The following is a 24308-nucleotide window of genomic DNA, read 5'->3' as shown; positions in this document are numbered from 1 at the left end:
CATCTCCTCAGGGCCTCTGGTCTGCGATGAAGCGGGCCTCATGCGTCGCGCAGGTGCGCAGCGTGTCGTAGAAATTCGTGCGGCGGGTGGGGAAGCCGCGATCGACATCGGTCACGTCGCAGCCCCGCGCCTGGGCGATGATCTCCAGCCGGTCGGGCCCGAAGGCCTGCACGGCGACGAAGGGCGGAAGCTGCGGCTCGAAGCCGCCGGAGAGCTCGCCGCCCCGATAGGGGATCGGCGCGCTGAACGATCCGTCGCCGCCCGGGGCGATGACGCCCGGCCCCGCGAAGGAGAAGCCGCCCGTCCCGTCGAACATGTTGGAGCCGGCATCGTCGAAGAAGAGATCGGCGCGCTGCGAGCGCATCGCCTCGACGATCCCCATCTCGGAGGTGGTGAGGGCCGAGGTGTAGCGGCAGGAGAGGTCGGTCTCATCCTGGGCCGTCAGCATGGTCAGCCGCATCCCCGGGAAGGTCTCGACCTGGGTGATGTCGCCGCTGATCTCCACCGTGCCGGTGCCGACGAAGGCGAAGGCCTGCTGCCCGAACATCGCCAGCATGCTGCGCGAGAAGGGCTGCAGCTCGGTCACCAGATCGGGGAAGGCCTCGGGCCCGCAGGCGCAGTCGCGCCGGACCATCACGGCGTTGATCTTGCCGCGGTCGCCAGGCCGGCCGAAGAGCACCAGCGACGGCGGGCCCGTCTCGGTCACGCCGAAGAGGCCGGGCGCGAGGCTGGTGAGCCCCTCGCCCGGCGTCCATTCGTAATCTGCCGGCGACAGGGGCCGGCCCGTCCGCAGGTCATTGAGCCGCACCTCGACCCGCGCGCCGCGCCAGGCGCAGGCGGGCAGGACGGTGGCCTCGACCTCGCCGGTGGTGATGACCTGGGCGAGCACGGGCGGCTCGGCCTGCGAGCCCTCGAGCGTCAGCGACGACATGGTGGCGGTCACCGTGATCGGGAAATCCTCGGGGTCGTCCGAGGTGAGGATCCGCAGTACCGGCCAGTCGCGCGGCCACGCCGACGGGATGGCCCAGCTCAGCGCGGCGTCACCCTCGACCTGCCAGTCGACCTCGAGCGGGTTCTCGAGGTTGAGGCCCGTCACCTCGACATAGGCCTCCTGCCCCGGCTCGATGACGAGGTCGCTTTCGCCGGGGGCGAGCGCGGCGGGCAGGATCTCCATCCAGGCCTCGATGGGGTCGGCGACCCGGTCTCTCGGCAGCTCGATATCGGGCTTGATCGACAATTCGACCCCCACGAGCCCCTCGTTGATCGGCAGGAACTGCCCGGGCCGGTCCTCGATGGGCCGCGCCGACCGCCAGTGCCGGTCGACGAGGAAGGCATCAAGGGCGCTGAGCGTCGGGTCCGGCACCCGGCAGCGGGGGCGCACGAGCCCGTTGTTGTCCTTCTCGATCTCGCTGATGGCATCCTTCCAGAGCGCATCGAGCAGGGCGGCATCCGCGATGGCGCCGAGCGTGGCGGAGAGCGCCTTCGCGCCCTCCTCGAAGAGGACGGCGCCGAAGGTCATGCCCTGGCGCGAGGCGATATTGGTGACCCCGTCGAGCCCGACCCGCTCGGCCTGCCGCGAGATCTGCCCGCCGACGGGCGTGGTCTTCCCGGCCGCCGCCAGCACGATCAGCCCCAGGTCGACGGCGCCGCGCAGCGGGCTCCAGCCGCGGCTGTCGGTATGAAGAGCGACGTCCGCCAGCTCCAGCACCAGATCGGAGGTGTCCTCGGAGAGGGTCTCGTGCTCGAACCGGCCCTCGATGGCCGTGATCTTGTAGGGCGCGACGCCGGCCATGAAGTTCATGAAAAGGTTGTAGCTTCCCGCCGCGACGCCGATTCCGCGCTCGGCATATTGCCCCGCCTTCTCCATGCCGCCGGCAGCGAAGAGCAGGTGGGCGGAGGCCCCCGCCAGCACCGTGCCCGCGGTGAACTCGGCCTGGAGCAGCGGGTCGGTGTTGTGCTGGCCGTATTCGCCGAGAAGGATCCATTCGCGGATCTCGCGGGCATCGGCGGGGCAGATGTGCGAGCTGCTTTGGCCCCCGCCCGCATCGCCGCCCGCGGCATGCCAGAGCCGTTCGGGGCCGCCGGGGACGAGATCGAGAGCGCCGCGCTGCAGGGGCGCGGGATGGGAATCGATCCAGTCCCCCATGGCCGCGATGAACTGCGGGTCGGGGGAGACCCGGGGCGCGAGAAGGTCGAGGATGGCGCGCTCCTCGGGGGCAAGCTCGGCATACTCCGCCTCGAGTGTGCCCAGCTCACGTTCGAGGCTGCGCGGCAGGCTGCCCATGGGCATTCCCGCCCAGTTGGCGCCCCGCTCCAGTAGCGCGGTGGCATCGGCGAGGCCGGCCATGGCGGTAAGCCAGGCGCCGGGCTCCGGCGTTGCGGCAGCGATGTCGAGCGGGATCGGCTGGCAGGTGATCGTCGCCCCGGTCTCTTCATCCTCCCAGCCAAAGGCGATCCGGCCCGCGCCGCCGCCGAGCCCGTCCGGGTGGAGCGGCAGCGTGACGCCGGGCCGCCCGTCTGCGCCGGGCAACAGGAGGAGCGGCAGCGCGATCTCCCCCGCGATATAGACCCCCGCCATGGCGCGGTCCGGGCCGAGAAAGCCGGGCGGCAGGTCGAGATGGACCTCGGCGAGCGGCGGGTGCGGCCCCGGGCCCTCGGCGATGGTGACACCGGCGCAGGATTCCTCGCCGCGCGCCCGGGCGGTGGCCGCCGCGATCAGCTCGGCCGGCGAGGGCTCCGCCGGCTCGCCCGGGGGCGGGGCGCCGCCGTTCAGCGCATCGCGGAGCGTGGTGAGCGCCGCATCGCGCCGTGCGTCGTCCCACCCCTCCTGCGCCGCGCGGAAGACGAGGGCGAGCGCCAGCTCCTGCAGCTCGTCGGGATCCGTGGGCAGCGGGTCAGGAAGGTCGGAGGACGCGGGGGCGGCGGCTCCCGGCGCCGGCTCGGGCGCTGGCCCCGGCTCCGGTGTGGCGGGCGGCAGGGCCGTCAACACCGGCAGCGCCACCGGCTCGCCCGTCGCCCGGCGGAGGATCGCGGCGGAGAGCGCCTGCCCGTCCGGCCCCGGCACCGTGCCGTCGAGCGCCGCCGTCAGCCCGTCCTGCACCGCCAGGAAGAGCCGCCGGGGATCGCTGCCCCGGGGTGGGGCGATCTCGCCGCAGCTCCCTTGGGCGACGCCCGGCACGAGCGCCCGGCAAAGCGCCGCGACCAGCGCCTCCGGCCCGTCCTCCGCGCAGACCGGCGCGCCGACGAGGCAGCCGGGGGCGGCGGTGGCCGCAAGGGCATCGAGCTGGCCGATGGCCTCTTCCATAAGGCCCAGGTCCTGCGCCGCGGCCCCGCCGCTCGTACAGAGCGCAAGGAGCGTGGCGGCGAGGGCGCGGGGGGCCCTCATTCGCCGCTGCCTTCGAGCATCACCCCCTCGGCCGCGCCCGGGCCCGGGGGCGGCATGTCGTTGCTGCCGCACAGCGCGATCGGCCCGCACTCGCCCGCCCCGTCGGGGCAGAATTGCAGGAAGGCGCTGTCGGCCCGCTCCTCCAGCCGGAAGCCCGGCTGGCCCAGCAGCGCGCTGTCGATCAGCACCGTGTCGCGGTCGAGGCCGAGCTCGAGCGGGCGGCAATCGCGGGCGCCGGGCCCGTCCGGGGCGCAATAGGCGGCGAGGCCGGTGAACCAGCGCCCCGTCGCGCCGGGATCGACGCGGAGCACGGCGAAGCCGTCGGCATCCAGCATCAGGACGCTGCCGGTGCAGGCGATCTCTTCGGCGATGATGCCCCAGGTCTCCACCGGCACGAAGGGGACGGTGCCGCCCATCAGCGCGCTCGGAGGAGCGTCCGGATCGGGGAGGAACTCCTCCGGCGTCGGCTCGGGATTGGCGAGGCCCGTGTCGGGGGCCGTGTCGGGAGCCGCATCGGCGCCCGCCCCGCCCGCCGGGGCGAGATGGTCCGCCTCATAGGGCACGAGGCAGGCCTTGTGGCCGGCGCCGACGATGGCGGCGCAGCCGATCCGGTCGGGCGCGGTCAGCGCGGCGAGGTCGGCCTCGCTGAGCTGCTCGCCCGGCCCGACGGTGATGTCGACAGGCTGCCCGGGCTGCTCCACGCGGATCAGGATCTCAGACCGGCTGGCGCCGCCGCCCTCCTGACCCACGTTCATCCGCCAGACGCCCGGCGGCAGGAAGAAGGGGTTGCGAGAGCCGTCGGCATTGAGCCCGCCCGAGCCCCGCACCCAGGCGCTCTCACCCGGCGCATTGGCGAGCCCGGCCGTCTGCCGGGCAACGGGCTGGCCGGCCGCGTCGAGTGCCGCCACGGTCACCGGGGCGAGGCCGAAATCGAAGGGGAGGATAACCGTCTCGCCGGCAGGGACGCTGACCGGCATGTCGCGGGTGATGGTGCGGGCGAATGTGCCGCGCAGCATGTAGTCGCCCGGCGGCACGCCCTCGTCGAAGCCGCGGGTGCCGCTGGCGACGGGTTCCTCCGAGAGGGTGCCGTCCGGCGCCAGCGCGAAGAGCTGGTAATTGGCGACGGCGGTGCCCGCGACGGCGGAGGCCACGGCCTGCCCCGGCTCGAGCGGCGCGCCCGGCCAGAGAAGCGTCTCGACCGTCAGCCAGCCGCGGAGGACGATCTCCACCGCCTGCGCGCCGTCGCCCGGCTCCACCGTGAAGCGGGCCACCGCGTCGAAGCCGGTGTTTTCGCCCTCGGTCTCGACCCGGTCGATGCGGAGCACCCACTCGCCGGGCGCCAGATCCAGAACCGCCGTCGCATCGCGATCGTATTCGGGCCGCACCTCGAGCCGCGCGCCGCCCGGCCCCTCGAGCACCAGAGAGGTGATCTCGCGGGCGTTCATCACCGGCTGGCCCTCGGCCTCGCGGAGGCGCAGCTCGACGTTGCGGGCGGGGGTGGTCTGCGTCACCTCTACCTCCGGCACGACGACCGGCTCGGGCTCCGCGACCGGCGCGAAGGTCTGGCGGAGCGCCTCGCCCAGCGCAGTCTCGTCGCCGGCGAGGATGAACCGCCCGCCCGTCTCCTCCGCGAGGCAGGAAACCGCCCGCCCCTCCTCCTCGCTGAGGCCGAAGCCCACCACATGGGCGGTGAAATCCGTGCCCGTCGCCTCGAGCTCGCGGGCGAGCGCGCAGGGATCGGCCTCGCAGGTCTCCACCCCGTCGGTGATGAGCACCACGGTCGCCGCATCCTCCGTCGCGCGGAGAAGGCGCGCCGCCTCGCGCACGGCGTCGGTCAGGGGCGTCTTGCCGAGCGGCGTGACCGCCGCCGCGGCCGCCGCGATGGGTCCGCTTGTCTGGGCAATGGGCCCGGGCGGCACGGCAAGGCGGATGTCGGCGCAATCGCCGCGGCGCTCGGCGCCATAGACCATGAGGCCCAGCGCCTGATCCTCCGGCAGCTCGGCGATGGTCTCGGCCAGCGTGTCGCGGGCGATCTCGATCTTCGTGCGCCCGTCGATCTGGCCCCACATCGAGCCCGAGCCGTCGAGCACGATGATGGTGGAGGGCAAATCCTGCGCCGTCGCAGGGCGCGGCAGGAGGGCGAGAGCCGAAAGGCAGGCGAAAAGAACGAGAGCGCGCATGATGTGAGGCCGGTTCCTGCTGAGGGGAGCCGCGCAGCGGGGCCGCGGGCCCGGCCATTCAACAGCCCGGAACATCTCAAGGCCATTGCAGGAATCCGGCAATTCTGTCGTATTCACGCCAGGATGCGGACGGCGGGCCAGGCTGCCCGCCACCAGTGATCGGGACGGCATGACCGAGACGGACCGAGCAGACATCACGGCGCGCCAGCGCGCGGTCCTTACCCTCCTCGCCGAGGGCGCCGGGCGGCAGGAGATCGCCGAGCGGCTCGGCATCTCTGTCGTCACCGTCGACCGGCATCTCGCCGACCTCCGCCGCAAGCTCGGCCAGAGCACAACGCTCCGCCTCGCCAGCCATGCCCGCAACATGGACCTGCGCCCGCCGCTCGCCGAAAGCAGCCGGCCCTCGGCCCCGCTCGGCAGCCAGCGCGACGAACCGGAGAGCGCGCTGACCCGGATCTTCGACGATTTCCTGACGCGGCTGGCGCCCTTCGGCATCCGCGACTTCGCCTGGTCGCAGCTTGGCCTGACACCCTCTGGCCGGGTCGAGCACATGGGCTCGCATGTGCGCTTCCCGCCGGGCGTCGATTACGACATCTCGATCCCGAACGATGCCAATCTGGCCGTCAATCACGTCGCGACGAGCTGGGAGCCGCTGGTCCTCGACCTCGAGGCCTGGACCCGTTCGCCGCATTACGACCCGCCGCCCGAGGTGCGCGAGATGGACAGGGTGTTTCTCCGCGCCGGGCTCGCGCGCGGCGTGGTGATGGCCCTGCCCGGCACCTCTGAGGCCGACCGGCTCATGTGCGCGATGATCTACCGCGGCATCGGGGAGGAGGCCTTCGCGGCGCGGATCGAGAGCGACATCCCGCAGCTCCACTACGAGGCGATGCGCCTGCGCCACCGCCATCTGGAGCTTCGCCAAGGCAGCGCCGGCCGGGCGGAGGAGATCGTGCAGCTCCTCGCCGCCGGGCTCAGCCTCGACGTCGCCGCCGCAGAGCTCGGCATCAGCCGGCGCGCCGCCGACCGGGCGCTCGCGGGCGCGCAGGCGACCGGCGGCTATCAGACGGCCTTCGAGGCGCGCGCCGCGCTCCTGCCCGCCCGGCCCCGCCGGCTGACCTTCGTGAGGAAGGCCGAGCCGCCGCGGGGGGCGTGATCGGGCGACGGGCACGGGTGGGCGTCTGCTGCCCCAGCTTCGGATAGACGCCTCTTTCCACAAGCAAAAACCGGCAAACGGCGGGGCCCGGCCTATTCGCTTTCCGAATGGTCAACCCGGCAATTCTGATTGCCCGTCGATTGTCTGCCCCGGTTGCGCGCGCGATGTGAGGACAGGCGGCAACACCGGAGGCACAGATGACAGAGCAAGCGACCCTTGCCATCGACGGCGAACGCTTCAGCGCGGTGCTGCATCCTGACCGATCGCCGCAGACCGTGAAGGCCATCCTCGCCCGGCTGCCCTTCGAGAGCCGGATCGTGCATGTCCGGTGGTCGGGAGAAGCCGTCTGGGTGCCGCTCGGCGACATGGATTTCGGCGTCGGCTTCGAGGATGCCACCTGCCACCCGGCTCCGGGGCAGATGATCCTCTATCCCGGCGGCATCTCCGAGACGGAACTGCTGCTCGCCTATGGCGGCGTGAGCTTCGCCTCGAAGGCCGGGCCGCTGGCCGGCAACCACTTTCTCTCCGTCACCGAGAAGCTCGACCGGATCGCGGAGCTCGGGCGAAAGACGCTCTGGGAAGGCGCCCTCGACATCTCGATCAGCCGCTGAGCCATGGAAGCGGCGGATGTTGTCGTCGTCGGAGGGGGGCTCGCGGGGCTTGCGGCCGCACTCGAGCTGCGCGACCGCGGGCGCGAGGTGCTGCTTCTCGAGCAGGCCGAGCGGCCGGGCGGGCGGCTGCATTCCCTGCCGCGCGGCGATCTCTGGCTCAACCTCGGCGGCCATATGGTCGACGGGCCGGGCACGCCGGTGGGCGAGCTGGTCACCCGCGCCGGGCTGACGACGGCCCCGATCGACGGGCGGCTCATCGGGCTGAGCCGCATGGGGCGGCGGCTCCTCCGCGCGCGGGCGGAGACCTATCCGCTCCTCCTCGATCTGCCCTGGTCGGCGCGCGTCGATCTTGTCCGCGCCGGGCTGAACCTGCGCACCGGCTCCGCCCGCGCCGTCGCGCTGCAGCGGCGGCTGGTGGACCTGCCGGCCGAGACCCGGCGCGCCACGCTCGCGCAGTTCGAACGTGACGCGACGCTGGCCGCGCGGCTCGGCCCGCTCCATCCGCAGACGGATGCGCTGATCGCCGCGCTGACGGAGCGCACCGGCGCCAGCCCCGCCGAGATGTCGGCCGGGCATGGCTATCGCTCCTTCGCGAATGTCTGGACGCAGAGCTCCCCCGGCAACAACCTGGTCGGCGGCTCGGGCCTGCTTCCGGCGGCGCTCGCGCGTGAACTCGGTGACGATCTGCGGCTCGGCGCGACCGTGACCTCGGTGAGCGACGCGGGCGGCGCCTGGCAGGTGGAGGTGGCGGAAGGCAAACGGGTGGTCGCGCGCCAGATCGTTCTGGCGACCCCGGCCAGCGTCACCCGCCGCATCGCGCCCGGCCTGCCCACCGCCGTGACCGACGAGCTGGACAGGGTGCGCTACGGCGCCTTCCTGACGGCCGCCGTGCGGCTGGCACCCTCCGAGGCGCCAGCCCCCTGGGACGAGATCTATGCCATCGCCACGCCGGGGCGGAGTTTCTCCGTCCTCTTCAACCAGGCGACGACCGTGCCGCTCGATGTGCGCCGCGCCAAAGGCGAGAGCCTGATGCTCTTTCGGGGTGCCGCCGGCGCGCGCGAGCTGCTCTGCCGCTCCGACAGCGAGCTCGACGCGCTCTTCCGCACCGATCTGGAAGCGGAGTTCCCCGAGGCGCGGGGCCGCATCGAGGAGATCGTCCTCGGCCGCTGGCCGGAGGGCGCGCCCTATCTACATCCCGAGGGGCCGGACGCGCGGCGCCTCGTCATGGCGACACCGCCGGGCCTGGCGCTCGCCGGCGACTGGATGGACTTCCCCAACATGGATGCCGCCGTCCGCTCCGGCCGGGCCGCCGCGGCACGCCTCATGGCGACCGCCTGACGCTTTCCCCGCCCCTCCGGCTCCGCACCCCTAGCGCGCGGACCTTACCCTGGGTCGCGGCCCGTTCGCGGGGCTCCGCAGCGGCACGGCCCCGGCCAAGGCCCTATAACCGCACCGAATTTGCCCCGCCTCGCTCATGATAGAAGCGGGCGGCGCTGTGCCTTCAAGCGACATGCTCCGCCCCCTACACCCGAGTGAGGCGACACAGACAGGCGGTTTCATGGCCCGGCCCTCACGCATCCCTCACGGCGTCTATGCCTCCACGATCCTGCCGATGCGGCAGAACGGTCAGATCGACCACGGGGCGCTGGCGGCCCACACTGCCGCCGTCTGCGCGGTGCCGGGGATCGAGGGCCTGCTGGTCAACGGCCATGCCGGCGAGAACGCGATGATCCACCGCGACGAGGCCCGCGCCATCCTCAAGACCGCGCGCGCCGCCACCCCGGGCCGGGTGCTGATGGCCGGCATAAATGCCGAGACCACCGCCGACGCGCTGGCGCTTGCCGCCGATGCCGAGGCCGAGGGCGCCGATGCCCTGATGATCTTCGCGCCCTTTTCCTGGATGGGCGGCATCGACCCGCGCGCCGTGCTGGCGCATCACCGGGCCCTGCACGAGGCCAGCGGCCTGCCCATCGTGCTCTTCAAATCCTCCGTCGCCGGGGGCGGCATGTCCTTTCCGCCCGAGCTGATGCGCGAGCTGCTGGCGCTGCCCCGCGTGGCGGCGATCAAGGAAGGGAGCTGGGAGACCTCGGCCTATGACCGCACGCGCCGGCTGGCGCGGGAGCTGCGCCCCGACGTGGCCGTCATGGCCTCCGGCGACGAGCATCTGATGACGAGTTTCGCCATCGGCACCGAGGGTAGCATCGTCAGCCTGGCCGCCGTGGTGCCGGACCTGGTCGTCGCGCTCTACAAGGCCGTGAAGGCGGCAGACCTCCGCGAGGCCGCGGCGCTTCATGCCCGGATCACGCCGCTGGCGGAGGCGATCTATCGCGATGCGCCGGGCGGGCTGGTCTCTGCCCGGCTGAAGGCCTGCCTCTCCCTTATGGGACGGCTCGAGTCCTGTCATTGCCGTGCGCCCATCGGCGCCCTCGACGCGGGCGAAAAGTCGATTTTGCGGGCGGCGCTCGATCACGCCCTCTGTCCGGCCTGAGCCCGCGGTGGACAGCCCGGCGGAGCGCCAATAGGCTTGCAGACAGCGCCCACGGGCAAGAGCAGGCCGGTTGCAGCGATGAACCTCCGCCAGATCGAGATTCTCCGAGCCGTCATGCGCCGGCGGACAACCGTTGGCGCGGCGAGCGAGCTCGGCATGTCGCAGCCGGCCGTCTCCAACGCCATCAAGCATATGGAAAGCCAGCTCGGCTGCGCGCTCTTCGACCGGATCGCCGGGCGGCTCGTGCCCACCCGCGAGGCGGAGATGCTCTTCGAGGAATCCGACCTTCTCTTCGCGGTCTACGAGGGATTCCGCCGCCGCACGCAGGACATCGGCGCAGGCAATGCCGGGCGGCTGACGATCCTCGCGACGGCGGAATTGTCCGAGAGCCTGGTGCCGAAGGCGCTCGCCTGTTTCTCGCGCCGCCATTCCAACGTGCAGATCGAGATCGAGGTGGCCACGCTCGACGGGCTTCTCGACGCCATCGACAGCGGGCTCGGCGACATCGGCTTCGCCATGTCGCCGCTCTCGCGCTCGGGGCTCGATTTCGAGGTGATCCACGAGATGGAGATGGTGCTGGTCTGCCCGGCGGACGACGATCTGGCGGCCCTGCCCGTCGTCTCCCCCGAAGATCTGCGCGACCGGCCGCTCATCGTCGCGCCCCGCGTCGGCCATATCCACGCGATGGTGCAGCGTGCCTTCGAGGAGGCCGGCGTGCCCTTCCGCTCTCGCATCGAGGCGCGGTTCCAGAACGTGGCGCTCCATTGCGTGAAACAGGGGCTGGGGGTGGCGGTGCTTGATTCGCTCACCGCGCAGGCGCTGCTGCCGGAGGGTCTGGTCCTGCGGCCGTTCCGGCCGGCGCTGCCGCTCAACGTCTATTCCATCACCGCCAGCCACAGGCCGATCTCGCGGCTGGCGAGCCGCTATGTCTCCGCCGCGCGCGACGTGCTGGCGGCGGTGCCGGGCTCGTTGCCAGTGCCGGGCGCCGAGGCGCCGGAGGAGGCCGGCGGCGGCGTGTGAGCCGGCCCGCCATCGCCGCCTGCCTGGGCGCGAGGGTATGACAAACCGGCCCTCGCCTATTCGCGCGGCAAATCGCTCCACCGCCAGCGGCGAGGAACCCGGCGCGGCGGCCTCCGGCAAGTGACTGACCTTTCGTGCTTTTCGGGCGCGCCTCTCGCCAGGCAACCCGCCGCACCCTGCCGCCACCCCTCCGCCGCCGCCTTTGCGCCCGGCACGCCCGCGCGACAGGCTGCCGAAGGCAGGCGGCCGCCCTGATGCGGCGCGAGCGCCGAAAGACCAGGGGAGCACGCCATGACCTACGACCTTCTCATCCGGGGCGGCACGGTCGTCACCTCCAGAGAGGTGCTGTCCGTCGATATCGCCGTCAGCGGCGGCAGGATCGCGGCGCTCGGCCACGATCTAGGCCCCGCCACGCGCGAGATCGACGCAACCGGCAAGATCGTCGTGCCCGGCGGCATCGACAGCCATGTCCATATCGCCCAGCCGCAGGGCGGCGGCGTGGTCATGGCCGACGGCTTCGACAGCGCCACGCGCTCTGCCATCTGCGGCGGCACGACGACGGTCCTGCCCTTCTGCCTGCAGGAGGACGACCGCACGATGCGCGAGGTGCTTACCGAGTATCACGCCAAGGCCGAGGGGCAGAGCTGGTGCGACGTCAGCTTCCACCTCATCGTCACCGACCCGACACCGAGCCTCCTCGGGCAAGAGCTGCCGGCGCTGATCGAGGACGGCTATACCTCCTTCAAGGTCTTCATGACCTACGAGGGCCTGCGCCTCGACGATCACGAGATCCTCCTGACGATGGATTGCGCCCGCGAGCACGGCGCGCTCGTCATGGTGCATTGCGAGAACGAGGATGCGATCCGCTTCCTCGTCGACAAGCATCTCGCCCGCGGCGATGTGGCCCCGAAGTTCCACGCCACCACCCGGCCCGTTCCGGTGGAGCGCGAGGCGACGAACCGGGCGCTCAGCCTGTCGGAGATCGTCGATACGCCGGTGGTGATCGTCCATGTCTCCAACGGTGCCGCCATCGACGAGATCCGCCGCGCGCGGGGCTGGGGGGTGAAGGTCACCGCCGAGACCTGCCCGCAATACCTGGTGCTGACCGAGGACGACCTCGACCGCGAGGGCTGGGAGGGCGCGAAATACGTCTGCTCGCCGCCGCCGCGCGACAGGCAGGCGCAGGCGGATTGCTGGGCGGCGATCCAGGACGGGACCTTCGATCTCTTCTCTTCCGACCATTGCCCCTTCGTCTTCGAAAGCGACACCGGCAAGAAGACCCCGGACGGGCTGAAGAGCTTCCGCCGCATCCCGAACGGCATACCCGGCATCGAGACGCGGCTGCCGATCCTCTTCTCCGAAGGGGTCAGGACGGGCCGCATCGGGCTGACGGAGTTCGTGCGGCTCGGTGCCACCAACCACGCCAAGTCCTACGGGCTCTACCCCCAGAAGGGCGAGATCGCCGTCGGCTCCGACGCCGACATCGCCATCTGGGACCCGTCGCTGACGCGCCCGATCACGCAGGACAGGCTCCATCACGGATCGGACTACACGCCCTTCGAGGGAATCGAGATCACCGGCTGGCCGGTCATGACGATCCTCGGCGGCGCCGTGATCGTGGAAGATGGCGAGCCGGTCGGCGATGTGCCGCGCGGGCGCTACCTGAAGCGCGATCGCTCCCCGCTCGTCGCCGACGCCTCCTGACAGTCCCGCCCCGCCCGGAGCCCGGCCCGGCCTGGCCCGCCTTCCCCGCGCGAGGGGGAGGCGGAGCGCCGACCCTTGCCTCGACACCGCCCTGCGCTTATGCCCAATTTTTGTGCATTCTATGCCCATGGCGCTTGTGCGGCGGGTGATCGCTATTCGATGGCCGGCCTTCCTTATACGGTCCGAGAATATGCGAGGCATGGCGCCCGCTTGAGGGAGAGGAGAGAAGACAAAGCGACATCAGACACTTAGGACATGCACCCCCGTGGCCCCTCCGGGCCGCACCAGGCCCCGAACCTGCCTTTGTAGGTCGGCGGCTTGCCCTTAGCCTGAAGGCGCTGGCGGCGATTTGCGCTGACCTGCCCTCTCACCGGCCCGTTTCGGGCGCCCAAGAAACAGGACTTCACACAATGACTTCCAGGTTCCTCCATCTTTCGGTGTGCGCCGGTGCCCTGCTGGCCGCCCCCGCCTTCGCTCAAGACGACATCAACCTCGCGTTCTTTTCCGCATGGGGCGCCAATTCCTACAACAACGCCATCTACCAGGGCGCGCTCGACGCGGCCGAGGAAGCCGGCGGCGTGAACGTGGACATCTTCGACGGCTCCAACGACGCCGCGCTCCAGTTCACGCAGGTCGAGGACATCGTCACCTCGGGCGGCTACGACGCCTTCGTCATCTCGCCCAATGACGCGACCGGCATCGAGGCCGCCGTGCAGATGGCCGTCGACAGCGGCATGGCCGGCGCGGCGACGCTCTTCCCGATCGGCCCCGATCTCACCACGCTGGCGCCGCAGGTCGAGGGCCTCGTCGCCACCGCCGCGAACCTGCCGGTCCCGGGCGCCACGCTGCAGGCCGAGGCCGTCGCCGAATATTGCGCCGACATCGCCCCCTGCAAGGTCGTCGCCATCGTCGGCCAGATGATCTACCCGACCGACAACATGCGCTACGAGGCCTATCAGGCGGTCTTCGCCGAGCATGAGAACATCGAGATCGTCTCGACCATCGAGGGCAAGTACTCCCCCGACGAGACGCTGACGGCGATGACCGACATGCTGCTGGTGAACCCCGATATCGACGCCATCGTCTCGGTGGCTGACCAGCATCTCGTCGGCGCCGAGATCGCGCTCGAGGATGCCGGGATCGACCCCACCTCCATCTACATGATGGGCGCCGGCGCCTCCGACAGCGCCATCGCCGCGATCCGCGAGGGCCGCTGGTCGGCGACGCTGGGCAACTACCCCTACACGATGGGCTATCTCGCCACCCAGGCCGTCATCGCTTCGCTCCGCGGCGAGACGGTCGAGCCCGAGATCGACATGGATGTCTACGGGCCGCTGCCGGCGATCATCACGCAGGACGTCCTGCTTGAGAACCCGGACTTCCTGGGCGAATGGCAGGGCTGAGCCAGCCCACCGTCATGCCGATCGTCACGATGACCGGCATCGACAAGCGCTTCGGGGGGATCCAGTCCCTCCGAGGCGTCGATCTCGATTTGCGGCCCGGCGAGATCCACGCGCTGATCGGCGAGAACGGGGCCGGCAAGTCGACGCTCGGCAAGGTGCTGGGCGGCTATCACCCGCGTGACGGCGGCGAGATCATCGTCGCCGGCGAGCCAGTCGGCCCCGGCTGGTCGCCGCGCCGCGCGCTCGACGCCGGCATCGCCATGATCCAGCAGGAGCTGGCCATGGTGCCCGGCCTTTCGGTGCAGGACAATGTCTTTCTCGGCATCGAGACCCGCCGGCTCGGCGTGCTCGCCCGCGACAATGCCGCCCGCTACCGCGAGCTCGAGGCGCGCACGGGCTACGGCATCCCCGGCGAGGCGCGGCTCGGCGATCTGCGCGTCGCCGACCGCCAGAAGGTCGAGATCCTGCGCGCCCTCGCCCGCGAGGCGCGCGTCATCATCATGGACGAGCCGACCTCCTCGCTCTCGGCCAGCGATATCGAGCGGCTGCACGGGACGATGCGCGCCCTGCGCGAAGCCGGCCATACCATCGTCTATGTCACCCATTTCCTCGAGCATGTGCTGGACGTGACCGACCGGATCACCGTTCTGCGCAACGGCGAGAAGGTCACCACCGTCGAGACCGCCGGGCAGAGCCGCAAGGGCCTCGTCGAGGCGATGATCGGCCACTCCGTCGATGTCAGCTACCCCGAGCGCCCGCCCCTACCGGCGCGGACGACGCCCGCCGTCCTCGATGTGGCGGGGCTCGAGACCGATACAGGCGTCCGCGGCGTCGATTTCTCGATCCGCCCCGGCGAGATCCTCGGCCTCATCGGCCTCGTCGGCTCGGGCCGCAGCGAGATCGCCCGCGCCGTCGCCGGCGTCGACCCCGTGCGCGCCGGCGCCGTCCGGCTGGACGGAGAGCCGATCACCGGCCTCTCCCAGCGTGAGATCATCCGCCGCCGGCTGGTGCTGGTGCCCGAGGAGCGCCGCGCGCAGGGGCTGGTCATGACGGCCCCCGTGCAGGACAACATGTCCCTGCCGCACCTCAAGCTCTATTCGCATCTGGGCGTCATCTCGCCCGCCCGCGAGCGCGCCCGCGTGGCGGAGCTGATGGACCGGCTCAACGTCGTGCCCCGGCGCCCGCGCCAGAAGGTCAGCACGCTCTCGGGCGGCAACCAGCAGAAGGTCCTCATCGGCAAGTGGCTGATGGCGGAGCCGCGCGTGGTGATCCTCGACGAGCCCACCAAGGGCGTCGATGTCGGGGCCCGGCGCATGATCAACGAGACGATCATGGCGCTGGCCGAGGCCGGCACGGCGATCCTGCTGATCTCTTCCGAGATCGAGGAGGTGCTGGGCCTCGCCCACCGGGCCTATCTCGTCAACGACGGGCGCTTCCTTCAGGAGGTCGCCTGCGACACCGCCGACGGCGACGCCATCCTCCACCGCCTGTTCGAGACCGAAGACACGAAAGCGACGGCCTGATCCATGACCGACACCCTGACGCGCATCCTTAGGGATTACGCCGCCCTCATCATCCTGATCGTGCTCGCGGTGACCCTGTCCATCGTCAGCCCGAACTTCCTGCGCCCGCAGAACTTTCTCAACATTCTCAACCAGAACGCGCCGCTCCTCATCATCGCGGTGGCGCTGACACCGGTCATCATCGCCGGTGGGTTCGACATCTCGACCGCCTCGATCCTCGCCGTCGCCGGCTGCAGCGCCGCCTGGCTGGCCGCAGCGGGGCATCCATACCTCGGCATCGTGCTGGCGCCCTTCATCGGGCTGGCCCTCGGCATCGTGAACGGGCTCATCATCACCGGCTTCCGGGTGCATGCTTTCCTTGCGACCATCGCCACCGGCATGGTCTTTCGCGGCATCGCGGTGCGGATCACCGACGGCCAGCTCATCTCGGCGCGGATGGAGGAATTCTCCTGGCTCGGCCGCGGCCGGATCTTCGACACAGTGCATATCGCCGTTCTGGTGATGATCGTCTGCGTCGCCATCATCGCCTTCCTGCTCAACCGCACCGCCTATGGCCGCTACGTCTTCGCTGTCGGCGGCAACGAGGAGGCGGCGCTGCTCTCCGGCCTGCCCAACCGCATCGTGCGCATCGCCACCTTCGCGGGGGTCGGCATGGCCGCCGGCATCGCCGGAGCCATCACCGTCTCGCGCACCGGCCAGGGGCAGCCGCTCGTCGGCGAAGGGCTGGAATTCGACGCCATCGCCGCGGTGATCCTCGGCGGCACCTCCGTCTTCGGCGGCGAGGGCGCGATCTGGCGCACCGTTGTCGGCGTCCTCCTGCTGGCGCTGATCAACAACGGCTTCAACCTTCTGAACGTCGACCCGTTCGTGAAGGACATCACGACCGGCTCGGTCATCATCCTCGCCATCGCGCTCGGCGCCGCCAACAGGAGCCGCTGAGATGTCTGTCTTCTCCACCCGCATCGCCGCATTGAAAGCCGCTTTGAAGGAGGCCGGGCTCGACGCCGCGGCGATCAATCCCGGCGGCACCTTCACCTGGGCCACCGGCGGCTCTTTCGCGCTGATGGAGCGCCCGACGGTGCTCTTCCTCGCGGCCGAGGGGCCCGATCTGGCCGTGCTGCCGCATCTTGAGGCCGAAAGCTGGGCGCATCTCGGCGCCGGGGCCGAGCCGATCTTCTGGAAGGACGAGGAGGGCTTCGACGCCGCCTTCGCCGAGGCGGCCCGCCGCCTGCCGGCCCGCCGGATCGGGGTGGAGCCCGTGCGCCTGCGCTTCCTCGAGACCCGGGCGCTCGAGCGCGCCTTCCCGGGGGCCGAGCTCGTCTCGATGGCGGACAGCCTCGCCGATCTCCGCTCCGTCAAGGATGCCGAGGAGATCGCGGCGCTGGCCGACAGCGTCGCCTATTCCGAGGCGGCCTTCGCCAGGACCATCGCGCAGATCCGCCCCGGCATGACCGAGCTGGCGGTGCAGCGTCTGCTGATGACGGAGATGCTGGCCACCCCGGGCGCCGGCGACCTCGTGGCGCCCCTGGTGCTCACCGGCCCGAAATCCGCCCTGCCCCACGGCCATACGGACGAGACCGAGATCCGCTCGGGCGATCCGCTCCTCTTCGACTTCGCCGTGCGCGCGCGCGGCTATACCTGCGACATCACGCGGACGATCTTCGTCGGCCATGCGAGCGATGCGCACCGCGCCTTCTATGCCGAGGTCGAGCGGGTCAGTGACCTCGCCCTCGACCTCGCCGCCCCCGGCATGAGCGCCTCGGATTTCGACGACCGTGTGCGCGGCGCGCTCGAGGCGGGGCCCTTCGGGCAATGGGCGCTGCACAAGACCGGCCACGGCATCGGGCTCGACGTGCACGAGGCGCCGCAGCTCATGCGCGGCAATCCCGAGATGCTGCGCCCCGGCAACGTACTTGCCATCGAGCCCGGGCTCTACCGGCCCGGAGACATCGGCGTGCGGATCGAGGACAACGTGGTGCTCACGGAGGGCGGCAACCGCCGGCTCACCCAGAGCTCCCGCGCCCTGACCATCGTGGCCGAAGGGGCGTGAGATGAAGCTCGACCCCGTCACGCTCGACAGCATCGCCCGCAAGCTCGTCGCCGCCAGCGAAGAGACCTACCTCGCCATCCAGCGCACGGCGCAATCGAGCTTCGTCAACGAGATCGCGGATTTCGCGGTGGCGATCCTCGACCCGTCGGGCGAGGTCTCCGCCTATCCGCCCTCGGCGAACTTCAGCTTCCTGATCGACACGAACTTCCGCACCGCCATCGCCGCCGTGCCGGATCTCGGCCCCGGCGACGTCATCATCACCAACGATCCCTACACCTCCGGCGGCCTCTCGACCCACCTGCCCGACGTGCATCTGATCCGCCCCTATTTCCACGAGGGCAAGCTGGTGGCCTATGGCTGGTGCTTCGCCCATGTGCTCGACATCGGCGGCATGGTGAACGGCTCCGTCTCGGCCGCCTGCACCGAGATCTGGCAGGAGGGCCTGCGCATCCCGCCGGTGAAGCTGGTGGAGGGCGGGCGGATCAACCCGCTGCTGATCGAGCTCATCCGCCTCAACACCCGCGTGCCCGACATCACCATCGCCGATCTGCATGCCATGCTGGGGGCGCTCGCCAAGGGCGAGGAACGCGTGAAGGACATCGCCGGGCGCTACGGCACCGAGGCCGTCGTGCAGGCGCAGGGCGACATCCAGGATTATGCCGCCGCCCGCGCCCGCGAGGTGCTCCGGCGCATCCCGGACGGCGCCTATGACTTCTGGGATTACATGGACGACGACGTGCTGTCGGACATTCCGCTGCGCATCCGCGTCAAGCTGACGGCCTCGGACGGGCTCGTGACGCTCGACCTGACGGGGACCGATCCGGAATCCGAGAGCTCCTACAACACGCCGACATTGGGCAAGCGGATGTACTGGCTGACCTTCCGCTTCGCGGGGATCCTCACCAGCCACGACCCCGGCATCCCCCGCAATGCCGGGCTCTTCCGCCATTTCTCCATCACCCATCAGCCGGGCTCCATCCTCGATGCGCAGGCGCCGGCCGCCGTGGGCCTGCGCTCCTCGCCGCCCTACCGGCTGTTCGACGCGGTGACGGGCGCCGTCATCACCGCCGCGCCGGAGCTGATCGGCACCGCCACGGGCGGCGCCATGGTCGCCTTCCAATATGCCGAGATCCGCGCCGACGGCTCGCTCCAGGTCGAGATCGTCGAGCCCGTCCGCTCCGGCATGGGGGCCCTGAAGGGCCGCGACGGTGCCGATGTGCGGGACAATTCGCTCAACAACATGCGCAACCGCCCGATCGAGCTGGTGGAGGCCGAACAGGGCCTCAGGATGATCGAATATGACATCCGCCCCGACAGCGGCGGGGCCGGAGAATGGCGCGGCGGCGTCGGCCAGCGGCTCGTCGTCGAGGTCACCAGCCCCGGCGGCGGCGAGATCGTCGTTTCGGGCATGGAGCGTGCCCGCTTCGCGCCCTGGGGGCAGGACGGCGGCCACCCCGGCGCGCTCATCCGCGCCATCGTCAACGCGGGCCGGCCGGACGAACGCGCCATCGCCAAGTCCGAACCCCAGCGCCTGCAAAAGGGCGATACGGTCACCATCGAGATGCCCGGCGGCGGCGGCGTGGGCCGGCCGGAGGACCGCCCGGCCGAGCGTGTCGCGCAGGACGTGCGCGAAGGCTTCGTGAGCCGCGAGGCGGCCGAGCGGCTCTATGGCGTGGTGCTGGAGGAGGATTGCAGCGTCGATGCCGCTGCCACCTCCGCGCGCCGCGCCGGGGCCAAGGAGGCGCAGACCGGCTTCACCTTTGGCGCCCAGCGCGACGCCTGGGAGGCGCTCTTCGACGATGCCACCATGGCCCGGCTCAACGGCGCGCTCTATGCGCTGCCCCGCCGCGAGCGGGTGGCGGCGCGGCGGCGCGCCATCTATGCGGCCGTGCCCGGGCTCGAGGGCTCGAAGGGCGCGCCGCTCGACACGATCATGGCGGGCAATTCCGACGCCGCCCGCGCCCGGCTGGAGGCCGCCATCGCCGAGCTCTCCGCCCTGGCCGGCACCTGACCCCGATGAGCCAGCAGAAGACAGACGTGACCAAGACCACACCCCGCGCCCGCATCGGCATCGACGTCGGCGGCACCTTCACCGATTTCGTGCTGCTCGACGGGCTCACCGGCCGCGTCACCCACCACAAGGAGCCGAGCGTCCCCGCCGACCCCTCGCTGGCCGTGGCGCGCGGCATACCCACGCTCCTCGGCGGCGTCGGGCTCGCCCCCGGCGATGTCGAGATGGTGGTCCATGGCACCACGATCGGCCTCAACGCCACGATCCAGCGCAAGGGCGCGAAGCTCGGGCTCGTCACCTCGCCCGGCGGGCGCGGGGTGCTCGAGATCGCCCGCTCGCAGATGCCCGACGCCTTCGACTACCTCAAGCCGCGCGAGCGGGCGCTGGTGCCGCGCGACCGCATCCACGAGGTCAGCGCCCGGATCAGCCATGACGGCAAGGTCCTCGCGCCCTTGGACGAGGCGGAGATCGACGCGCTCGCCACGCGGCTCGGCGCCCAGGGGGTGGAGGCGGTCACCGTGCTCCTCCTTCATTCCTACGCGCATCCGGCGCAGGAGCGCGCCCTGCGCGACGGGCTCGCCCGGCGCCTGCCCGATGTCTCCGTCAACGCCTCGGCCGATATCTGGCCCGAGAAGCGCGAATACGAGCGCTGCATGCTGGCGCTCATCAACGCCTTCACCCAGCCGCTGATGGAGCAATACTACGACCGGCTGCGCGCCCGCGTCGCCGAGATCGGGGTGACGGCGCCGATCTTCATCACCGCCAACAACGGTGGCATGATCGACCTGGCGACGGCCCGCGCCCGCCCGATCGAGACGATCCTCTCCGGCCCCGCCTCGGGCGTCGAGGCCGCCGGGCAACTGGCGCGCGAGCTGAAGCGCGACGCGGTGCTGACGGTCGACATGGGCGGCACCAGCGCCGACATGGCGCTCATCCGTGGCGGAAAGCCCATGGATGTGACGACGGCGCGGGTCGGCGACTTCCCCCTCTCGATGCCGGTCGTGGGCGTCAGCGCCATCGGCGCCGGAGGCGGCTCGCTGGTGCGGGCCGACGCGCTCGGCATGCTGCATGTCGGGCCCGAAAGCGCCGGCGCCGCGCCCGGGCCGGTCTGCTACGGCCAGGGCGGCACCGTCCCCGCGGTGACCGATTGCTACCTCGTCACCGGCCTCATCGCCGCCGACCGCTTTCTCGGCGGGCGCATGGCGCTCGACATGGGCGCCGCCCGCTCCGCACTGGCCCGCGAGGCCCCCGCGCTGGGGCTGACCGGCGAGGATGCGGCCGAGCAGGTGGCGCTGGCGGCGCTCCGCGTCTCGGCCTCCGCCATGGCGGCCGATCTGGCGCGCAGCCTCGCCCGGACGGGCGACGACGCCCGCGACTTCTCTCTCCTCGCCTTCGGCGGGGCGGGGCCGACCCATGCGGCGCTCGTCGCCGAGGAGGCGGGCATCCGCGAGGTGATCGTGCCGCCGCTCTCCTCGACGCTCTGCTCGCTCGGCGCCGCGCAGGCGCAGGTGAAGCGCGATTTCGTCGCCTCCCACCGGCTCGACCTCGCCGCGCCGGAGGCCGCCACCACCCTCGCGGGCAGCATCGCGAGCCTCGAGGCGCAGGGGCGGGCCTGGCTCGGCACCGAGATCCCCCGGGCGGGAGGCGCGGCCTTCACCCACACGGTGGAGATGCGCTACCGGGGCCAGGGTTTCGATCTGAGCGTGACCCTGCCCGAGGCGCTCGTCGCCGCGCCGACGGCCGAGGCGCTCGCGGCGCTCTTCCATGACCGCCACGAGGCCGCCTTCGGCTATTGCGAGAGGGCGGGCCATGTCATCCTCTCGGCCCTGCGCTGCCGGCTGACCGCCGTGCTGCCGGCGCCGGAGGGCAATGCGACCGCGGAGGAGGCCCCCGCCCCACCCCGGCAGGAGGAGACGCGCCGCGTCGTCCTGCCCGGCGGGCCGCGCGAGGTGCCGGTGCTCGACCGGGCCGCCATCGCGCCGGGGACGGAGCGCGACGGGCCGCTCATCGTCGAGCAGGGCGACGGGACGACCTGGGTGCCGCCCGGCTGGCACCTGACCTGCGCGCCCAACCTCTGCCTGATCCTGACGAGCTGACGTAGGCCGGCCCCGCACGGGCCGGCCGCACCTGCCGCCGGCCCGCGTGCCCCTGCGCGCCTGCGCCCCCCTCAAGGCCCGGGCGAATCACCCTGCCTCCGCCCCTCGAGGGCACCGCCCGAACCGCCCCCTCCTCCGCCCCTTGCCAGCGGCCTTTTCGCCTTGCGGAATCGGCCCCGAAAAGTCGTGGGAATGGATAGTATACCCCCTCTAGGTATAGGAAAAATTTCGTAAAATCATCAACTTAGTGGGTTGCCAGGTCCGGCGCCCATGCTATCGAACCTCTCGATTTCGCGGGGGAGGACGGCCCGGAGCGGCCGCCGCGCAAATGCGATGGGAGGGGAGCCATGACCGGCTGCGACGCGGTGCTCTTTGTCACCTCGGCCTATTCGATCAGCGCCAAAGCGCTCGCGCGGCTGGAGGCGGCGGCGGCCGGGGCGACGCCCCTGCCGAGCCGTCTCATCCGGCTGGAGCGGAGCGGGCCGAGCCTCATCGACGCGCTCGATGCGCTCCGGGCGGAGGGCCATCGCGACATAAGGGTGCAGCCCTTCGGCCTGCCCTTTCCCGAAGGGCTCCATGTCTGGCTGCCCGGCGTCATGGCGGATTGGCGGGCGCGGGGCGAGAATGCCGATACGAGGCTCTCGCTCGGCCCCGATCCGGCGACCCATGCCGAGGGGCTGGCCGCCTTCGCCGATGCGGCGCTCACCAACGAGGCGCCGGCGAAGGACGTCGCCGAGGTCCCCCCGAAGCTCGGCAAGCCCGGCTGGAACGACCCGCCCGATTTCGACTTCCACCTCCTCGTCTGCACCGGGCCGCGCTGCCATGTGCACGGCGCCGTCGACCTCCTCGAGCTGGTCAAGGAGGAATGCGCCGCCGCCGGAATTTCCGGCCGCTGCCTGACGACGCGGACGGGCTGCATCTTCCCCTGCAACAGGGGCCCGATCCTGGCGCTCTATCCGCATGGCACCTGGTACCGGCTGCCCGACAGGGCGGCGGTGCGCGCCTTCGTCGGCGAGGTTCTGGTGGCGGGCGGTGACCTGCCCGAGCGCCGCTTTCACACCGCCCGGCTCGCCCGGGCGCGCCAAGACCACGACGATTAAACGGGAGGAAGACAGACATGACATCGGCACCCAAGGGCATCGCCTCGACGCTCGCCCTGACCATCGGCCTCGGCCTCGGGCTCGGGCTCGGCTCCGCCGCCGCGGCGCAGGACAGCATCCTGCGCATGGCGACGAGCTTCGCCATCGAAAGCATGGACCCGGTGAGCGAGGGTTTCTGGCTGCAGGAATTCGGCTCCGGCGAATTGATGATGCGCTATGAGCCCGACGGCTCCATCGTACCCTGGCTTGCCGAGAGCCTGGAGACGGTCGACGACACCACCTGGGTGCTCACCATCCGCGACGGCGTGACCTTCCAGAACGGCAAGCCGATGGATGTGGCCGCCGTGCTCGCCGCCTTCGACTATCACCGGCAGAACAATGCCGGCACCGCCGCCGCGCTCGGCGAGGCGCTGACCTTCGAGGAGACCGGCCCGCGCGAGATCACCATCCGCACCGGCACGCCTCTGCCGGAGCTGCCGAGCATCCTTGCGCATGAAAGCCGGCTGATGGTGATCGACGTCGAGACCGTCCTCGCGGCCGGCGACGATTACGAGAGCCTCGAGGGCGCCGGCATCCATACCGGCCCCTACAAGGTCATGGATCTCGACAGCCAGCGCATGATCTCGGAGGCCTATGCCGGCTACTGGCAGGGCACGCCGGCGATGGACGGGCTGGAGCTCTACTTCGTCTCCGACGAGAACGCCCGGACGCTGGCCGTGCAGAACGGCGAGGTCGACATTGCGCTTTATCCACCCGTGGCGGCGAAGCCGGTCTTCGACGCGACGCCGGGCGTCAACCTCGTGCTCGGCCCGCTCTCGAGCGGGGGTTTCCTCGGCTACATGAATGTCTCCGACGGGCCGCTGACCGAGGTGCCCGTCCGCCAGGCGGTGATGAAGGCCATCAATTACGAGGAGATCGCCGAGACGATCTTCCACGGCACCAAGGCGGCGCCGACCGGGCTCTACAATCCCGATCTGGCCTTCGCGGTGGAGAATTACGAATACGACACCGAAGAGGCCGCCGCCCTTCTCGACGCTGCCGGCTGGGTGCTGGAGGGCAGCCAGCGGATGCGCGACGGCGAAGCACTGGCGATCACCATGCTGATCTATCCGCAGCAGCCCGACCTCATCCCGATGACCGGCGCGATGCAGGTCTATTTCAATGAGCTGGGGATCGCCTCAGACATCGTCTCGGTCGACGATCTGACCGAAGCGACGATGAGCGGCACGGTGGAATGGGACCTCGCGCTCGCCTCCAACGGCACCTCTTCCGTCGGCGCGGTGGCGGGCATCCTGCAGCGCTACCTGATCACCAGCGGGTCCGACAATTACGGCGGCTATTCCAATGCCGAGATCGACGCGCTGGTGGACGAGATCTACGTCACGGTCGACCCGGAGGCGCGGAACGCGCTCATCGCCCGGGTGCAGGAGATCCTCGTCGAGGAAGATCCCTACATGTTCACCGTGACCCAGCACCGCGAGCGGGCGCTCGTCTCCGACGCGTGGATCACCTACGAGCCGGCGGTGGCCTGGAACCACGTGAAGTTCGACACCGCGCCGGCGGAGTGAGGCGGCGTGCCGGCCA

General features: G+C 71.1%; 16 protein-coding genes. 14 read left to right on the top strand and 2 right to left on the bottom strand.

Going from position 1 to position 24308, the window contains the following annotated elements; translation table 11 throughout:
• Positions 1 to 7: 7 nt before the first annotated feature.
• Complete coding sequence (locus tag ACAZ03_RS03360) at positions 8 to 3385, bottom strand: hypothetical protein (protein ID WP_373355948.1); 3378 nt, start codon at positions 3383 to 3385, stop codon at positions 8 to 10.
• On the bottom strand, positions 3382 to 5565 hold the full coding sequence (locus ACAZ03_RS03355) for a VWA domain-containing protein (RefSeq protein ID WP_373355947.1): 2184 nt from the start codon (positions 5563 to 5565) through the stop codon (positions 3382 to 3384). Before ACAZ03_RS03355 ends, ACAZ03_RS03360 begins: the two co-directional genes overlap by 4 nt.
• Before the next feature lie 169 nt (positions 5566 to 5734).
• Here ACAZ03_RS03355 and ACAZ03_RS03350 point away from each other — a divergent pair, with 169 nt between their 5' ends.
• The 14 genes from ACAZ03_RS03350 (at position 5735) to ACAZ03_RS03285 (ending at position 24292) form a co-directional block, all read left to right on the top strand.
• On the top strand, positions 5735 to 6718 hold the full coding sequence (locus ACAZ03_RS03350) for a LuxR C-terminal-related transcriptional regulator (RefSeq protein ID WP_373355945.1): 984 nt from the start codon (positions 5735 to 5737) through the stop codon (positions 6716 to 6718).
• Positions 6719 to 6915: 197 nt separating this feature from the next.
• A complete protein-coding gene (locus ACAZ03_RS03345; protein WP_373355944.1) occupies positions 6916 to 7329 on the top strand; it encodes a DUF3830 family protein in 414 nt (137 codons plus the stop codon).
• A 3-nt stretch (positions 7330 to 7332) separates the two neighbouring features.
• On the top strand, positions 7333 to 8667 hold the full coding sequence (locus tag ACAZ03_RS03340) for an FAD-dependent oxidoreductase (protein ID WP_373355943.1): 1335 nt from the start codon (positions 7333 to 7335) through the stop codon (positions 8665 to 8667).
• Positions 8668 to 8887: 220 nt separating this feature from the next.
• Positions 8888 to 9817 carry a dihydrodipicolinate synthase family protein gene (locus tag ACAZ03_RS03335; protein WP_373355942.1) on the top strand — a complete coding sequence of 310 codons (930 nt, stop codon included), beginning with the start codon at positions 8888 to 8890 and terminating at the stop codon, positions 9815 to 9817.
• A gap of 78 nt (positions 9818 to 9895) precedes the next feature.
• On the top strand, positions 9896 to 10837 hold the full coding sequence (locus ACAZ03_RS03330; protein ID WP_373355941.1) for a LysR family transcriptional regulator: 942 nt from the start codon (positions 9896 to 9898) through the stop codon (positions 10835 to 10837).
• A gap of 291 nt (positions 10838 to 11128) precedes the next feature.
• Entirely contained in the window at positions 11129 to 12541 is a 1413-nt protein-coding gene (gene hydA / locus ACAZ03_RS03325) for a dihydropyrimidinase (protein WP_373355939.1), read from the top strand.
• A 410-nt stretch (positions 12542 to 12951) separates the two neighbouring features.
• Positions 12952 to 13944 carry a sugar ABC transporter substrate-binding protein gene (locus ACAZ03_RS03320; RefSeq protein ID WP_373355938.1) on the top strand — a complete coding sequence of 331 codons (993 nt, stop codon included), beginning with the start codon at positions 12952 to 12954 and terminating at the stop codon, positions 13942 to 13944.
• Positions 13932 to 15467 (top strand): sugar ABC transporter ATP-binding protein, encoded by a 1536-nt coding sequence (locus tag ACAZ03_RS03315; protein ID WP_373355937.1) that lies wholly within the window; start codon positions 13932 to 13934, stop codon positions 15465 to 15467. The genes ACAZ03_RS03320 and ACAZ03_RS03315 overlap by 13 nt, the downstream gene beginning before the upstream one ends.
• Before the next feature lie 3 nt (positions 15468 to 15470).
• Positions 15471 to 16406 (top strand): ABC transporter permease, encoded by a 936-nt coding sequence (locus tag ACAZ03_RS03310; protein WP_373355936.1) that lies wholly within the window; start codon positions 15471 to 15473, stop codon positions 16404 to 16406.
• Between the two features lies 1 nt (position 16407).
• A complete protein-coding gene (locus ACAZ03_RS03305) occupies positions 16408 to 17517 on the top strand; it encodes a M24 family metallopeptidase (RefSeq protein WP_373355935.1) in 1110 nt (369 codons plus the stop codon).
• A gap of 1 nt (position 17518) precedes the next feature.
• On the top strand, positions 17519 to 19528 hold the full coding sequence (locus ACAZ03_RS03300) for a hydantoinase B/oxoprolinase family protein (RefSeq protein ID WP_373355934.1): 2010 nt from the start codon (positions 17519 to 17521) through the stop codon (positions 19526 to 19528).
• A 26-nt stretch (positions 19529 to 19554) separates the two neighbouring features.
• Entirely contained in the window at positions 19555 to 21624 is a 2070-nt protein-coding gene (locus tag ACAZ03_RS03295; RefSeq protein ID WP_373355933.1) for a hydantoinase/oxoprolinase family protein, read from the top strand.
• Positions 21625 to 21971: 347 nt separating this feature from the next.
• Complete coding sequence (locus ACAZ03_RS03290) at positions 21972 to 22724, top strand: (2Fe-2S) ferredoxin domain-containing protein (RefSeq protein WP_373355932.1); 753 nt, start codon at positions 21972 to 21974, stop codon at positions 22722 to 22724.
• 17 nt (positions 22725 to 22741) lie between these two features.
• On the top strand, positions 22742 to 24292 hold the full coding sequence (locus ACAZ03_RS03285) for an ABC transporter substrate-binding protein (RefSeq protein ID WP_373355931.1): 1551 nt from the start codon (positions 22742 to 22744) through the stop codon (positions 24290 to 24292).
• Positions 24293 to 24308: the final 16 nt, after the last annotated feature.

The sequence above is a fragment of the Pseudoroseicyclus sp. CXY001 genome (assembly GCF_041714655.1).
Classification (GTDB): domain Bacteria; phylum Pseudomonadota; class Alphaproteobacteria; order Rhodobacterales; family Rhodobacteraceae; genus Pseudoroseicyclus_A.
The sequence above is the reverse complement of the archived record's forward strand: the minus strand, read 5'-3'. Positions and strand labels throughout refer to the sequence as shown.